The sequence below is a fragment of the Luteibacter aegosomatissinici genome (genome assembly GCF_023078495.1).
Classification (GTDB): Bacteria; Pseudomonadota; Gammaproteobacteria; order Xanthomonadales; family Rhodanobacteraceae; genus Luteibacter; species Luteibacter aegosomatissinici.
Map to the genome: position 1 here is coordinate 4,758,094 of NZ_CP095742.1, position 13,895 is coordinate 4,771,988.

A 13,895-nucleotide genomic window follows, 5' to 3' on the forward strand; every position below is an offset into this window, starting at 1 on the left:
CGACACACTCTCAGCCCCCCAGCTACGATCGCCTGGCACGGCGACTCAATCTCAGGCCAGGGGACGCTCAGGTATGTGGCTCAAGAAGGCTCTGCTCTTCTCGCTCGTTGTCGCACTGCCTACCGCCGCGTCGGCAGGCGAGGTCTACAAGTGCACCGTCGGCAGCTCCTCCGTTTTCCAGGACAAGCCCTGCGCTAACGGCAAAAAGATTGAAGTCACGGGTTCGGTCGTGGGCGCCGCCGCATCGGGTGGTGGGGACATTCATTCCATGAGCCTGGTCCAGATGAGCAGCCGGCTGCGTGAGTCGAGCGATGCCGAACGGCACCTGGTCGATGACATGAACCGCGAGATTGCCGAAGCCAGGGCACGCCGGGGGCCCAAGGCGACCATCGCCTTGACCTCGGAGATCGAGCGCATCCAGACCGAGTACCGCCCGAAGATCGATCGCGCACACGCGGCCTCTACGGCGATCGTTGAGGAAATAAGGAAGCGCTGTCCTAAAGGGGCGGTACTTAACGACGCCAGCACGGGTTGCGGCAGCTAACGGCAGGCGTCGACCTGCATGGCGGCGATCGCCCCAACGAATCCCCACCCGCCTCATCTACTAAAGCCATAGTTGACAACCCTCCCCGCCCAGGCCTATATCTACTACACCTATAGTAGATAACCAGGTCAGGGACCCCCATGAAGATCTCACTCACCGACCGTGAGGCCGACATCATGCAGGTGCTGTGGGACCACGGCCCCTCGCTGGTGTCGGAGGTGCGCGAACGCCTGACCGATACCCTCGCCTACACCACGGTGCTGACCGTGTTGCGCACCCTGCAGACCAAGGGCTATGTCGGTTACGAGGAAGAAGGCCGGGGCCACCGCTACTTTGCCAGCGTAAAGCAGCAGGCGGCGCGCAAGAACGCCTTGCAGCACCTCACGGATAAGCTGTTCAAGGGTTCGGCAGAGTTGTTGTTCACGCACCTGGTGTCCGATCAGAAGCTCAGCCCGGAGCAGATCTCACGCATGCGCGAACTGTTGGCGGAGAGGAACGGCAAGGAGAAGCCGTAATGCTGGCCTGGATGATCTACGCCGCGCTGGTCGCGCTCGCGCTCTGTGCGGCGGCGGTATTGGCCGAAGAGGCGCTTAGGGCACGGCGGATGCCCACGCGGTGGCCGTGGATCATCGCCATGGCGCTCTCGTTGCTGCTTCCCGTCGGCATGGCCATGGTGCCGCCTGGCGCGCCAGAGGCCCATGCTTCGGCACCAGCCACGGCAACCGCGGCCCTGCACACCAAGGCAGCGATCCCCCTGGCATCGGCGGTCATCGACTGGAGCGGCGCCAGGCCGTACACCTCATCCGCACCGGTGAACCTGGTCCTGAAGGATCTCTGGTTCGCCAGCTCGATCACGCTGCTGCTGTTCCTCGGCGTGAGCACCACGCTGTTTCATCGGCGCAAGCGCGGCTGGGCCACCGGCCAGGTCTGTGACGTGCCCGTGCTGGTATCGCCTGATGTCGGGCCAGCGGTGGTCGGCCTGATGCGTTCGCGCATCGTCGTTCCCGCCTGGGTGTTGCAGGAATCGGCCGCGCAACAGCGCTACGTCATGGCGCATGAGCAATCCCACCTGAACGCGCGCGATCCGCTGCTGGTTGCGACGGCCCTGGTGCTTCTCGGCGCCATGCCATGGAATCCGTTGCTGTGGTGGCAGTGCCATCGCCTGCGCCGCGCCATCGAAGTGGATTGCGATGCCCGCGTGCTGCGCGGCGGCGGTGATATCGGTGACTACTGCGAAACGTTGATCCAGGTAGGGCAGAACCAATCGGAGTACATGGGCGCGGTCACCGCGATGTCGGAATCCCGGTCGTTTCTCGAACAGAGGATAAGAATCATGCTGTCGAAACCCAGGAAATGGGCAGGTGCATTCGCGTTCGTCCTGATCAGTCTCGCCATCGGCATGGCGGTATTCGCAGCGCAGGTGACACCCCCTGCGGCATCCACCCCACCCACCCCCGGCACGGTAGCGATCGATCCCGCGCTTCTGGATGCGTATACCGGCGAATATCGCCTCAGTGACTACTCGCTGGTCACCGTGGCCCGGAGAGGCGACGTCCTCACCGTCGCGCCCATTGGCCAGTTCATGGCCCAGGGTGTGATCGATGCCCCCACGCTCAGCGATACCGAGTTCTCGATTCCGAGCATCGACGCAAAGCTCACATTCGCCAAGGGCGCCAACGGCCACGGTAGCGCGATGGATGTGTATATCCATGGCTGGCTCGTCGCCACCGCTGACCGCGTGGATGAAGCGACTGCCGAGCAGATCCGCCGTGACCTGGTGGCGCACGTGAAGAACCAGGTCGCCTTCCCCAACAGCGAGAAGGCGCTCCAGCTCATCCTCAACAATCAATACGACGCCGCCATGATGTCGCACTACGCGAAGGGCGGCCCGGGCGATCCTGACTCCCAGAAGGACTACTACGCGCGCCTTGGTCCCGTTGAGTCGTACAAGTTCGAAGGTGTCACGGATTACGGCTGGGACATCTACGACGTGCAGCATGCGCACGGTGCGCAACAGGTATTCATCCAGATGGATAAGAACGGCTTGATGGTCAGCTCGGTCAAACGCCGCCAGTAAGACGCTCCGCTCACCCCACTCCCCCGAGGGAACGAACCATGCTCAGGTTTCAGACAGTCGCCTTGCGCGGCTCGGTAGCGCTTGCCTCCGTTTTGCTCGCCATGCCCATGGCCGCACAGGCGGATAACTGCCCCGCGCCCGCCGAGGCGGCCGGTGGGCCCAGCAATGCGCATACCCGCTACATCGAGATGCACCTGCAACCCGCGATCATCAAGCAGGGCGACAAGCCCTTCAGCCTCGCCCAGCGCATGCAGCAATACGCGGTGCCCGGCCTGAGCGTCGCCGTGATTCACAACGGCAAGCTTGAGTGGGCGCGTGGCTGGGGTGTGCGCGATATCGCCAGTTGCGCACCGGTCACGCCTGACACGGATTTCCAGGCGGCATCGATCAGCAAGGTCGTGACCGCCATGCTCGCGTTACGCATGGTGGAACAGGGCAAGATCGGCCTGGACCGTAACATCAACGATGCGCTGCATACCTGGAAGCTGCCAGTGGATCCGAAACTGGCACCCAACGGTGTCACCCTGCGCCAGTTGCTGAGCCACACGGCGGGGATCGGCGTGCACGGCTTCAACGGCTACAAACCCGGCGACCCGCTACCCACCACCGTGCAGATCCTGGATGGCCTGCCGCCCTCGGGCACGCCACCGGTACGCAGTGTGCTTCCGGCCGGTGCGCAGTTCGAGTACTCCGGCGGTGGTTACGTCATCACGCAGCTGGCTCTGGCCGATGTGGGGGGCGCACGGTTCGCCGAGCTGGCCCAACGCGAGGTGCTCGGCCCCCTCGGCATGAAACGAAGCGCCTTCGCGATGCCACCTACACCGGCGGTCCGTGCCAACATGGCCCTGGGCCACTCCAATGGCAGCCTTATCCCAGGCGGTTACGTGGTGACCCCGCAGCTCGGGCCCGCCGGGCTGTGGACCACGGCAGGTGATCTCGCCCGCTTACTGCTGGACCTGCAGGCTTCCGCCGCAGGTAAGCAAGGCCACCGCCTTTCGCCCGCCATGACGCATACGATGATGACGCCGGTGAAGGACAACTGGGGGCTCGGCGTCGCGGTGTATCCGCAAGGCACACCGCGTTTCATGCACGACGGCGTGAATCCCGGCTTTGATTCCTTCATGGTGGCGTACACCGACAAGGGCGATGGCGTGGTGGCACTCGCCAATGGCGGGGATGGCCGGCGGTTGATCGGTGAAATCGTTCGCGCGATCGCCACCGACTACGGCATGATCGATATCGCGGTACCCGCTACCGAAGAGAAGACGCTCTCGCTCGCGGAACTGTCAAAGGCTGCCGGCCACTTCATCGGCGGCGACCTCGATGTGATGATCGAGGCGCGCCCCGATGGGCTGTACGCCAACGCGGGTGCACCCGTGGCGGAACGCCTTATCACACTCTCACCGACGCGCTTTCGGGCCGAGTCGCTCGGCGTCACGGTGGAGTACGCAGCGGATTTCTCGAGCATGACCATGATCGAAGGCGCGCCGCCGATGAAGCTGGTGCGCGTGGCCGAAAAGCCGCCCGCGAGCAAGGGCGGCTGAGCCAACCGTTGACCAACGCGCATAGAAAAGAGGCTGGGGTCAGCGCGGCCCCAGCCTCCTCGGTGCGCACCATGCCTGGGCGCGTTACGGCACCAGGCGCCAGCTCACCTGCTGCACGAGCGGCGGCGGCGGCAACAACCACCCGGCGGCCGGGAAGCCGTACTCATACGTCACGCTGTCCTGCATCGAGAACGAATGCATCGGCTGGCCCTGGCAGATCACATCCCGGGAAGGCATCGTCCCACCCTTCAGATAGGCAACCTCTGCGGCCTTCACGCAGGCGTTATCGTCGTACATCAGTGCGTGGGTCGCGGCGTTATTGACGAACACCATGCGCGCGTCGTTGCCGCTGAGCAGGCGATCCTTCAGCGCCTCGGAATACGGCGTCGATGGATCAAACTCGTTCTGCAGCATCAGCGCGTGCACGGTGGTACGCGCTTCCAGCACGCGATCCAGCACCGGGCGCCACGGCCAGTTCTCGCAGGTGTCGATCAGCGTGGAAGCACCGATCGCCCAGTAGGTATGCACATCGGCGATCTTCTGGTTGGTGCTGCGCGGATCGGTAGAGCCCGAGTCATTGCACTGCAGGGCGTACTGCATGGGGTTGAAGCTGGGCGTCGTGCGCAGGTCGGTGTACGTCACCGCCGCGATCTGCTCGGCGGCGGCGATATGCGCCGGGTCACCATCCAATGCCTGGGCCATGCTGCTGAGCGACGGCGCCACCAGCAGGTCCCAGAACACCCACATGCCGGTCCCGTCCATGGCGCCCAGCGCCTGATCGGGCGTGACCGTGCCCATGCGGTGCTCGGACGTGGCCTTGTAGATCTGCTGGAACGTGCCCAGCACCTGCTGCGGCGTGGTGCCCATATGGAACTGATCATCGTGCCGCGAGATGAAGGGAATGAAGGCCTGCTGGATGTTCAGCTGGTCCATGGCGGCGCGCGTCAGTGACTGCCGCTGCCAGTCCAGGTGCACCCAGTTCATGTTGCTGTCGAGCACGACGCGATCGAAGGTATCGGGGAACATGCGGTCGGCGTAAGCCATCAGGCTGCTGCCGCTGGAGATGCCCATCAGGTCGGCGCGCTTAAAGCCCAGCACGGCGCGCACCAGGTTCAGGTCACGCACGTGGTTGGGCGTGGTGATGCCCTTCAGGAACGTGGCGTTCTTCTTCAGGCACGCACTGATCGAGCGGTTCCACCAATCCTGCTGCGCACGCAGGCTGGTGGCGGTGGGGTTGCGGCTGTCGCCATCCATGAAGTTCTCGCCACCGCTGCGGGTGGCGTAGTCGCAGCTCACCTGGGTACCGGTGCCATCGGTCAGGCCGCGCAGGTCCACGCCAATCACCAGGTGATCGTCCATCACCTGCGGCTGCAGCTGTTCCAGCAGTTCGGCCTGCGAGGCGCTGGAGTTATCCGGGCCGCCGGCATTGACGAGCAAGAGGCGGGTGTAGGGCTGCGTGTTGAGCGGCCGGGAGATGCCGATGGTGATATCGCCCTGCTTCGGGTCGGCCCAATCCACCGGCACGGTCACTAACGCGCACTGGATCGTGCTGCCATCGGTGAACAGCGACGGCGGGCAACCGCCCCAAGTGAGTTGCTGGTGGTAGTACCGGGCGTAAGCGGGATCGTTGCTGTAATCGTCGATGCCATGGGCGCTGGCCAACCCTGGCCCCACCATGCAACCGATCAACGCCGCGAGCTTGCACGCGGCCAAGGTCATACGCTTCATTTTGGTGCATCCTTGGTCAGATCTGCCCGATGCGGGCGGAAGTGGCGGTGGGGACCGCAGCAGCCGTGCCCTGCCAGCCTGGCCGGGATCATGTTCAGGGGCGGGGGCAAGGTAAATGACCGGTGGCAGGGTATTTCGATGTGACCACTTCGAACGGTCACAACAGGGATGGACGGCGGCGCGCCGCCATGCCGACGACCCCATGTACGCCCAGGTCGCTGAATCGATCCGCCGGGATATCGATTCCGGGCGATTCGAAGTGGGTGCGTGCCTGCCAGGCAGCCGCTCCATGGCGCTCGCGCTGGGTGTCTCCCGCACCGTGGTGCTTATGGCCTACGAGCAGCTCGAGGGCGAGGGCTACCTGGACTCCCGCTCCGGCAGTGGCACGTATGTCAGCGCGCGAAATCTTGCGATGCCCGCCATGGATGTACCGCCCGCGGAACCGGCGCCCACGCCACCGCCGCTGCGGCTATCGCGGCTGGCCCAACGGGCCGTGTTGCCCGCCACCACCGATCAGGAAGCGCCCGCGCCTGAGAGCGATGTGATCGACCTGGCCCAGCCGCGCGTGAAGTCGGATCCGCGCAGCCTGTGGGCCTGGAAGCAGAACCTGCTGGCCCTGCTGCGCCGCCGCGACGTACCGGATTTCCCACAGGTGCAAGGCGTGCTTGACCTGCGCAAGGCCCTCGCGGGTTACCTCAGCGTGGAGCGATCCATCGCGGTGGATCCGGACGACATCCTGATCGTCAGCGGTGCCCAGCAAGCGCATGACCTGATTGCGCGCGTGCTGCTCGATGAGGGCGATGGCGTGGGGGTGGAGGAGCCCTGCCACTGGAGCGTACGGCATACCTATGAGGCCATGGGTGCGCGCCTTGTCTCATGCGCGGTGGGTGCGGAAGGTCTGGATATCGAACGCCATGCCTCGGTGCTGCAAGGTGTGCGGCTGGTGAATGTGTCGCCATCGTTCCAGTTTCCGACCGGTGTGGTGATGTCCGAGAACCGTTGCCGCGCGTGGTTGCAGTGGGCTTACGCGAACGATGCGTGCCTCGTGGAAGACGATTTCGATTGCGAGCATCGCTTTGGCGTGCGCGCGTCACCTTCGTTGTGGTCGCTCGACCGGCATGACCGGGTGATCCATGTGAGCAGCTTCGCGCGCTCCATGTTCCCGGCCCTGCAGCTCGGCTACATGCTGGTGCCCCGTTCGTTGCGCGAGCGCTTTCTCGCGGTCAAATGGCTGGCTGATCGCGGCAGTATCTCCATGCAGCAGCACGTGCTTGCGGCGTGCATCAACAGCGGGCAGTACCTGCGTGACCTGCGGCGTATCGCGCATGGATTGGCGCCACGGCACCGCGCGTTGCATGATGCGTTGCAGGCACGGCTGGGCAGCGCGATGAGCGTGACGGGCTCGGTCGCCGGCGGGTCGTTGTTCGTCCACCTGCCGGGGTTGCCGCGTAGCGCGACCGAGGCGTTGATCAGCGAGGCGTTGGCGCATGGGGTGCGGATTCGTTCGGCGGAGCGTTTGTACCGTGTGCCGCCGGAACATGTGACGCTGGTGTTGAGTTATGCGGGCGTGGCCGAGGTGGCGTTGAAGCGGGCGGGGGTGCGGCTGGCTGAGGCGTATTTTGCGGTTCGTGGGCGCCTGGGCGGAGCGGACGGGGCGTGACGCAATGATCCGGTGCGTGATCGTGGAGGGCCGCCTGGCGGCGGATCGCGCGCGAGCGCGCTCCTACAGGGGCGGCGGGGCGTTGGGCGTGGGGACGTGGGCTGGGTTGCCGTTTGTCACGGCGTGGCGACCGCTGGTCACGCGGGGCGGCCGCCTGGCCCAGCGCGGATGATGGTGGTGGGCTTGCTGCGTACGCTGGTGGCAGGCGGGCCGTGGGATCGGGCGCGGGTCGGGCCAACTAACGACACTGGCCCGTGGTCTGGGACGGATTACATACTCGGCCCGTTGCGTGGAGGGGCGCCTCGTGAACGATCCCATGGCCTGGCCTACCTGGAAGAAATACCTGGCCGTGCTGGCCTTCTGGACGGTGCTTGGCCTGTCCTATGCTGCCAGCTCGGTGATCTCCGCGCGCGCCGAAGGGCACCCGGCCACCTGGGGCCGGCCGCTCGTGTGGACCTTCAGCGATTTCTACCTGTGGATGGTGATGACGCCGCTGGTCGGCTGGCTGGGGCGGGTGGGCAGCCAGGGGAGATGGCCGCGTTTCGTGGCCGTGCATGTGCCGGCCGGGTTGGTGCTCGCCGCGGGGCAGATGCTTTTCACCGTCTCGGTCTATTGGTGGGCCTTCGGTGCGCCGCCCAGCATGCAGGGCATGACCTTCGTCGTGTTCCTGAAGACGAGCATCGTCTATGAAACCCACCTGGGCCTGATCACGTATTGGGTATTGCTGGGCGCATTGCGGGCGATCGAATCGCAACAGCGCCTGCGTGACGAGCGCCTACGCAATTCGTTGCTCGAGACCCAGCTGGTGCAATCGCAGCTGCAAACCCTTCGCGTGCAGCTGCAACCACACTTCCTGTTCAACACGTTGAACGCCATCTCCGCCTTGGCCCTGGCCGATCCGATGCAGGCGCGCCTGATGATCTCGCGGCTAAGCGACTTCCTCCGGCTTACGCTGGAGGAGCGGCATGCGCAGCAAGTGCCGCTTTCCCGGGAGCTGGAATTCCTGGAGTGCTACCTCGGCATCCAGCAGGTGCGCTTCCAGGACCGGCTGGTGACGCAGATGGATGTGGCGGGTGACAGCACTCGCGCTCTCGTACCAAACATGATCCTGCAGCCATTGGTCGAGAACGCGCTGCGGCATGGCCTGCTGGATAAACCCGAACGCGGCACCCTGCGCATCGCCACGCGCCGCGAGGGCGACCAGTTGCATGTGCAGATCGAAGACGATGGCCTGGGGCTGCCTCCCGGTGGCCCGAAGGATGGCATCGGTCTCGGCAATACGCGTACGCGGCTGGATATGCTGTTCGGTGACCTGGCCACGCTGCAATTGTCTCGCCGTGACGACGGCGGCACGCGCGTCGAGATGCGCTTCCCGTACCAGGAGCAGGCCGCATGAACGCGCCTTCGATTCGCGCCCTGTTGGTGGATGACGAGATACTGGCCAGGCTGGCAATCCGTCAGGCGCTGGCCGCGCATGCCGATATCACCATCGTCGGCGAATGCGGCAACGCCGCCGAGGCAAAGCAGGCGATCGATGCGCTTACCCCCGATCTTGTGTTCCTCGATATCAAGATGCCGGGCATGGATGGCTTCCGCCTGCTGCATGGCATGCGGCGTGATACGGCCCTGCCGATGGTGGTGTTCGCCACCGCATACGGGCAGCACGCGCTGCAAGCTTTCGATGCCAATGCGATCGATTACCTGCTGAAGCCGATCGATCAGGCGCGCTTTGACCAGGCGATGGTTCGCGTGCGCCAGCATTGGGCTGGGCTGACCAACGCGGTGTCGGTAGCGAAGCCTTCCTATCTGCAACGGCTCAGCGTCGTCTGCGGCGAACATGTACGGGTGATCGCCACAGCGGATATCGACTGGATCCGCGCCGATGGCAATTACGTGCATATCCATGCCCACGGGAAGGCATATCTTCACCGCGAGGCCTTGACCGGCTTGCTGGCAAGCCTGGACCCCGCGCGCTTCCTGCGCATCCACCGCGGCATCGTGGTGAACGTGGACCGCATCGCCGAGGTGCATCCACTGTTCCAGGGCAGCGCCGAAGTGGTGCTGCACGATGGTACCCGCCTGAACCTGAGCCGACGATTCCGCGCGAGCGCCCGCCATGCGCTGGGCATGAGCTGACCGCTCGTCGCACGCTACGCACCGCTCGTCCCTGTAGCGCCACCACCAGACACAACATGGATGCGGTTACCGGCCCCGGCCGTCATCGTTCGCCTTGCAGACACCCGCTGACAAGGACTTTCCACCCATGCGTACGAACTCGATCATCCTTTCCATCTGCTTCGCCCTGGCCGGCATCACCGCGCCAGTGAGCGCGGGGGAGCTATTCGCCCCGGGCGTGATCTCCACTGGCCTGCAGGAGACCTCCTCCGCCTTCAGCCCGGATGGCCACACGGTGTACTTCATGCGCTCGGACTTCTCCGAAAAGGATGACACCATCCTCGTCTCGTACTTGAAGGGCAGCCAGTGGTCCGTGCCGGAGGTCGCCTCGTTCTCGGGCCAATGGCATGACTCCGAGCCGGCCATGTCGCCGGACGGTAAGCGGCTCTACTTCGTTTCCAATCGCCCGGTCACACCAGGTGGTGAATCCCTTACCGTTGAAATGATGGGCCAACGCTATCCGGGTACGAACCTGTGGTATGTGGAGCAGCAGGCAAACGGTAACTGGGGCGAGCCCGTCCACGTCGACGGTGCGATGAACGATGGCAACCAGGTCTACAACCCATCGATCGCGGCGAACGGGAATATCTACTTCTCCGCACACCGCCCGGATTCCGGGAAGTTCTACCAGGTGTACGTCGCCCGCCGCACGGCGAATGGCTATGCCACGCCGGAGCGGCTGGACCTGGGCGATGCCGACCAGAACCGCATGGACCCTGGCGTGGATCCGCAGGAGCGTTACATCGTGTTCGCGGGCAGCGGTCCGGATTCACTGGGTAGCGCGGATATCTACATCAGCTTCCGCGGCCCGGATGGCAAGTGGAGCAAGCCCGAACACCTGCCCGGCGATATCAACAGCCCCGGGCTGGAGAACGCGCCCACCCCCGGACGCGCCTTCGGCGAGCTGTATCTCTCAAGCAGCCGCTCCGACGCACCGCAGTACCCCAAGGTGCGCGACACCCTGCTCACGCTCCAGCATCGCCTCGCCTCCGCGTTGAATGGTTCACGCAACCTGTGGCGGTTCGATATCTCGGAGGTGTTGAGGTCACATGGGATCGCGCAGTGATCCAGGCATGACGCTGCGCGCTAACTGATCCCAGCAGAACCGGTGGCTCACCACTGGTTGTCGTCAAACGACCCGCTATCGGACGACGAGCTGCTGTCATCCCACGAGCCGTCGTTGTTACCCATGTCGATGGGATCGTCGCGCAGGTCGTTGTACGCATCGCCAGACGGATCACGCTGCACATCGCCGCCGTTGTTGCCGCCGCTACCCCAGCCGCCGACGTTGTTGTTTTCGTTCTGGTTGTGCGAACGCAGCGCTTCATCGAGCAGCACGCCAGCAGCCAGGCCACCTACACCGGCGGCAATGGTCGAGCCCATGCCTGAGGACGGCGGCGGGGCGTAGCCCGGGTAGCCACCCGGCGCACCGCCGTACGGCGAACCCGGCGGCGAGGGCGGTACGGCGCCGTAGCCACCGAATGGAGCATCGACCACACGGCGGCGGCGCGACCACAGGAAAGCGATGCCGCCGATCACGACGACGATCAGCACGATGCCGCCGATGCCGATGCCACCGCCGCTTTCACGGGCACCGGCGGGGCGCGCTTCCGCGTAGCGCACGGGGCTGCTGGTGTTACGGCTAGCCGACGGCGGTGCCAGGGCCTGGTCCAGCTTCTGCTGGAACGACTGAAACTTGGCCGGGTCGGTGAAGTGCGTACCCGGGTCGAGCACGGCGGCCTTGTTGGCCTCGGCCTTGGCTTCGCCGATGTTGCCTTCGTGGGCAAGTACTTCGGCCAGCACATACGTGGGCAAGTACTTCGGCCAGCACATAGTGTGCCTTGGCGCTTTGGGGATGGTCGGCGACGGCCTGGCGCAAAGCGGCTTCCGCCCCGGAGTAGTCCCCCCTGGCGATCAAGGCCTGCACATCCTTCGGCGAATCGGCGGCGCTGGCCACCGAGGCGGCGACCAGCAGGATCAGGGAGAACAGCAGCTTTTGCATGGTGGGTTCCGGGTACCTTGGCGTCGTACGTGGCGATTGCCTACGACTTTGGGGGGATACCGGAACGGCTTCAAGGTACATGTGTCATGTTGACCACGGCAAGAAATTACGTGTTGCCGAGGGTTAAGCGGAAACCTCCCCGTGGCGACAGCTACGTCACCTCTTCGAAATCGGGCATCTTGAACGTTCGGTTGTTCAGTGCCTCGGTGGTGCCATACAGGCGCATGGCCGGAAGCGGTCGTTTCCCTCGGGTGGGAATCCAGTTCTGCTCAAGGCCGGACGGCGCCTCCGGCCCGATATAAAGCGTCACGCCACCGTCGGCATTCTTCGTCATCTTGTCCAGGTCGTACGACGACAACGTAGTGCGGCCCGTCTCGGTGTAAATGAAGGCAAAGGTTGCGCGGTCATACACTGTCATTGCCCAGAACTGCTTGACCGGCATATCCCTGGGCACATCCACCTTGTATAGCTTGCCCGCCTCCAGCAACTTGCCGTTCTTGTCGGCCATGGCCATCAGGTATTGCGTGGCGGGAACATCCGCCAGCACCTTGGGCATGTAGGTACACCAGAAGTATTCGGCGGCCCGGTCGATCAGCGCAATATGATCGTCGTAGATGAAGCTGAAGCGCTTGTTCGCATCCGCCTGCAGCAGCGCAACGTAGTGGCGATCCTCCCAAAAGGCTTTCTTCAACGCCTGCGTGTCGTACCAGTATTGCAGGTAGTACCAGGCATCGATGGCGGCCTGGCGAAGAATGGCCGTGGTCGCCTGGTCGGGATGAAAGGGCTTGCCTTTCTCGATACCAAGTGACGCCAGCATGCCCATCATGACCTTGTCGTGCTCGCGGACCGGCTCTACGCTCATGACCTCGTACATGTCATGGAAATGATGTTCGTCGTAATGCGGCAGGGTGGGATAGCGCTGGTCGATCGGATCGACGAAACGCTGTTTCGGCGGGTTTGCGTCTTCCGCCAGGTAGTGCATTCGTAGTCCCTGGGCATAGTGGTAGGCATCCGTGGTCGTCTTTCCGGGTGCAGGCACTGAGCGGAAGGCGAACGCGATGCGGAAATTGGGCGAGGGAACGTGTATGTAGCCCGGTGGAATGGGATCCGCGTACCCCGGGGGCGTGAACAGGTACCTCCCACCCTTTCCCTTATCGAGCCCCGCCGGACCCACATCGGCGATCGTGAACTGCCACGCGTCGACCACCTGCCCATACAGGCTGCCATCGGCACCCGCGGCGGGTACGGCAAGCACGACGGGCCCGCGCCGCAGATCGGTATAGGCGGCAATGTACGGTGTGGTGGAATTGGCGGTGATTGCCTCGAGCCTGGGGGTCGCCGGCGCCGAATAGACAATGATGTCGTTGTCTTTCATTCCCAGCGTATCGAAGGCCGCGCGACGGAATGCATAAATGGCGATCGCCGGCATGTTCCATAACACCGCCTCGAAGGCCCGGTGGTATTTGATCTGCGCGTCGAAATCGGTGACTGAGGGCTTGGACCCAGGAGGTGGCTGGCCGCCAAGCGGTTCGCGTTCGGTGCTATCGGCGGGAGTGATCATGGGTTTGCCCCGGCAGGTGGTGAGGCGACCGGCAGCGGCCGCTGGTGACGCTCCATCCTCCGGGGTGCCCGTGGCGCGGGGAATCGTATTTCTGCAGGGACCGTGTCCGTAAAGCTACGGTGGCGGGCCGCAAGGGCCAGTCTTGCGCGCGGCTGATACCGGCCGACGGAGGCGGCCCCGGCTTCGCTGAACGGCAGGCTTTCGGCGCCAGGGCTATTCATCCAGCCGCAAGGAATTAAAAGGCAGACTCGAAAAGGCAGTGAACCCGGCCTCGTGCCTTGTACGGAGATAAACCCCATGCGCCATTCCGCCCTCCTCCTGGCCGCTTCGCTCGGCTTTGTCATGGCTTCGCAGGCTTTCGCGTCGGATCGCCCCGATCCGGGCAAGCTCACGACCAAGTGCCTTGACGCGGCCGCCAAGAAGTTCGATGTGAAGAACGATTACATCCAGCTGCAGCCGATCCAGGCCGCCGATTCCGGCTATTCCATTGCCGGCGTGGCCGATGCCGGCATGGATGGCAAAAAGAACTTCAGTTGCGAGTTCGACAAGAAGGGCAAGCTCGCGAACCTCGTCCCCGAGGCCAAGTAAGCTCGACACCGGTGCC

At 64.3% G+C, this 13,895-nt stretch carries 12 protein-coding genes and 1 pseudogene; 9 read left to right on the forward strand and 4 right to left on the reverse strand.

Annotated elements, in window-relative coordinates:
- Window positions 1-73 precede the first annotated feature (73 nt).
- The 4 genes from L2Y97_RS21300 (at window position 74) to L2Y97_RS21315 (ending at window position 4,165) form a co-directional block, all read left to right on the forward strand.
- Window positions 74-544, forward strand: a complete 471-nt coding sequence (locus L2Y97_RS21300) for a DUF4124 domain-containing protein (RefSeq protein WP_247430728.1) — start codon at window positions 74-76, stop codon at window positions 542-544.
- Window positions 545-684: 140 nt separating this feature from the next.
- Entirely contained in the window at window positions 685-1,059 is a 375-nt protein-coding gene (locus L2Y97_RS21305; RefSeq protein ID WP_247430731.1) for a BlaI/MecI/CopY family transcriptional regulator, read from the forward strand.
- Entirely contained in the window at window positions 1,059-2,621 is a 1,563-nt protein-coding gene (locus L2Y97_RS21310; protein ID WP_247430734.1) for a M56 family metallopeptidase, read from the forward strand. Before L2Y97_RS21305 ends, L2Y97_RS21310 begins: the two co-directional genes overlap by 1 nt.
- A 38-nt stretch (window positions 2,622-2,659) precedes the next feature.
- A complete protein-coding gene (locus L2Y97_RS21315; RefSeq protein WP_247430737.1) occupies window positions 2,660-4,165 on the forward strand; it encodes a serine hydrolase domain-containing protein in 1,506 nt (501 codons plus the stop codon).
- Between the two features lie 84 nt (window positions 4,166-4,249).
- Here the strand turns inward: L2Y97_RS21315 and L2Y97_RS21320 are convergent, their stop codons facing one another.
- Window positions 4,250-5,893, reverse strand: coding sequence for an alpha/beta fold hydrolase (locus L2Y97_RS21320; protein ID WP_247430739.1), 1,644 nt, complete (start codon window positions 5,891-5,893; stop codon window positions 4,250-4,252).
- A gap of 202 nt (window positions 5,894-6,095) precedes the next feature.
- Between L2Y97_RS21320 and L2Y97_RS21325 the strand changes: the two genes are divergently transcribed.
- The 4 genes from L2Y97_RS21325 (at window position 6,096) to L2Y97_RS21340 (ending at window position 10,794) form a co-directional block, all read left to right on the forward strand.
- Window positions 6,096-7,553, forward strand: coding sequence for an aminotransferase-like domain-containing protein (locus L2Y97_RS21325; RefSeq protein ID WP_247430742.1), 1,458 nt, complete (start codon window positions 6,096-6,098; stop codon window positions 7,551-7,553).
- A gap of 304 nt (window positions 7,554-7,857) precedes the next feature.
- Window positions 7,858-8,949, forward strand: a complete 1,092-nt coding sequence (locus L2Y97_RS21330) for a sensor histidine kinase (protein WP_247430745.1) — start codon at window positions 7,858-7,860, stop codon at window positions 8,947-8,949.
- Window positions 8,946-9,689 carry a LytR/AlgR family response regulator transcription factor gene (locus L2Y97_RS21335; RefSeq protein ID WP_247430747.1) on the forward strand — a complete coding sequence of 248 codons (744 nt, stop codon included), beginning with the start codon at window positions 8,946-8,948 and terminating at the stop codon, window positions 9,687-9,689. The genes L2Y97_RS21330 and L2Y97_RS21335 overlap by 4 nt, the downstream gene beginning before the upstream one ends.
- Before the next feature lie 127 nt (window positions 9,690-9,816).
- A complete protein-coding gene (locus L2Y97_RS21340) occupies window positions 9,817-10,794 on the forward strand; it encodes a TolB-like translocation protein (RefSeq protein WP_247430749.1) in 978 nt (325 codons plus the stop codon).
- A gap of 47 nt (window positions 10,795-10,841) precedes the next feature.
- Here the strand turns inward: L2Y97_RS21340 and L2Y97_RS21345 are convergent, their stop codons facing one another.
- From L2Y97_RS21345 to L2Y97_RS21350, 3 genes and pseudogenes are all read right to left on the reverse strand, one after another.
- Window positions 10,842-11,561 (reverse strand): hypothetical protein, encoded by a 720-nt coding sequence (locus tag L2Y97_RS21345; RefSeq protein ID WP_247430751.1) that lies wholly within the window; start codon window positions 11,559-11,561, stop codon window positions 10,842-10,844.
- A gap of 28 nt (window positions 11,562-11,589) precedes the next feature.
- A pseudogene (locus L2Y97_RS22595) lies at window positions 11,590-11,811 on the reverse strand (hypothetical protein); the annotation flags it as partial.
- Window positions 11,812-11,881: 70 nt separating this feature from the next.
- Window positions 11,882-13,291 carry a DUF1254 domain-containing protein gene (locus L2Y97_RS21350; protein ID WP_247430753.1) on the reverse strand — a complete coding sequence of 470 codons (1,410 nt, stop codon included), beginning with the start codon at window positions 13,289-13,291 and terminating at the stop codon, window positions 11,882-11,884.
- Window positions 13,292-13,588: 297 nt separating this feature from the next.
- On the opposite strand from L2Y97_RS21350, the gene L2Y97_RS21355 reads away from it, so the two are divergent.
- Complete coding sequence (locus L2Y97_RS21355) at window positions 13,589-13,879, forward strand: hypothetical protein (RefSeq protein WP_247430756.1); 291 nt, start codon at window positions 13,589-13,591, stop codon at window positions 13,877-13,879.
- Window positions 13,880-13,895 lie beyond the last annotated feature (16 nt).

What these genes read in the sequence shown, in the direction of transcription:
- L2Y97_RS21300 (WP_247430728.1), top strand. Translation starts at nt 74, where the DNA reads ATGTGGCTCAAGAAGGCTCTGCTCTTCTCGCTCGTTGTCGCACTGCCT.
- L2Y97_RS21305 (WP_247430731.1), top strand. Translation starts at nt 685, where the DNA reads ATGAAGATCTCACTCACCGACCGTGAGGCCGACATCATGCAGGTGCTG.
- L2Y97_RS21310 (WP_247430734.1), top strand. Translation starts at nt 1,059, where the DNA reads ATGCTGGCCTGGATGATCTACGCCGCGCTGGTCGCGCTCGCGCTCTGT.
- L2Y97_RS21315 (WP_247430737.1), top strand. Translation starts at nt 2,660, where the DNA reads ATGCTCAGGTTTCAGACAGTCGCCTTGCGCGGCTCGGTAGCGCTTGCC.
- L2Y97_RS21320 (WP_247430739.1), bottom strand. Translation starts at nt 5,893, where the DNA reads ATGAAGCGTATGACCTTGGCCGCGTGCAAGCTCGCGGCGTTGATCGGT.
- L2Y97_RS21325 (WP_247430742.1), top strand. Translation starts at nt 6,096, where the DNA reads ATGTACGCCCAGGTCGCTGAATCGATCCGCCGGGATATCGATTCCGGG.
- L2Y97_RS21335 (WP_247430747.1), top strand. Translation starts at nt 8,946, where the DNA reads ATGAACGCGCCTTCGATTCGCGCCCTGTTGGTGGATGACGAGATACTG.
- L2Y97_RS21340 (WP_247430749.1), top strand. Translation starts at nt 9,817, where the DNA reads ATGCGTACGAACTCGATCATCCTTTCCATCTGCTTCGCCCTGGCCGGC.
- L2Y97_RS21345 (WP_247430751.1), bottom strand. Translation starts at nt 11,561, where the DNA reads ATGTGCTGGCCGAAGTACTTGCCCACGTATGTGCTGGCCGAAGTACTT.
- L2Y97_RS21350 (WP_247430753.1), bottom strand. Translation starts at nt 13,291, where the DNA reads ATGATCACTCCCGCCGATAGCACCGAACGCGAACCGCTTGGCGGCCAG.
- L2Y97_RS21355 (WP_247430756.1), top strand. Translation starts at nt 13,589, where the DNA reads ATGCGCCATTCCGCCCTCCTCCTGGCCGCTTCGCTCGGCTTTGTCATG.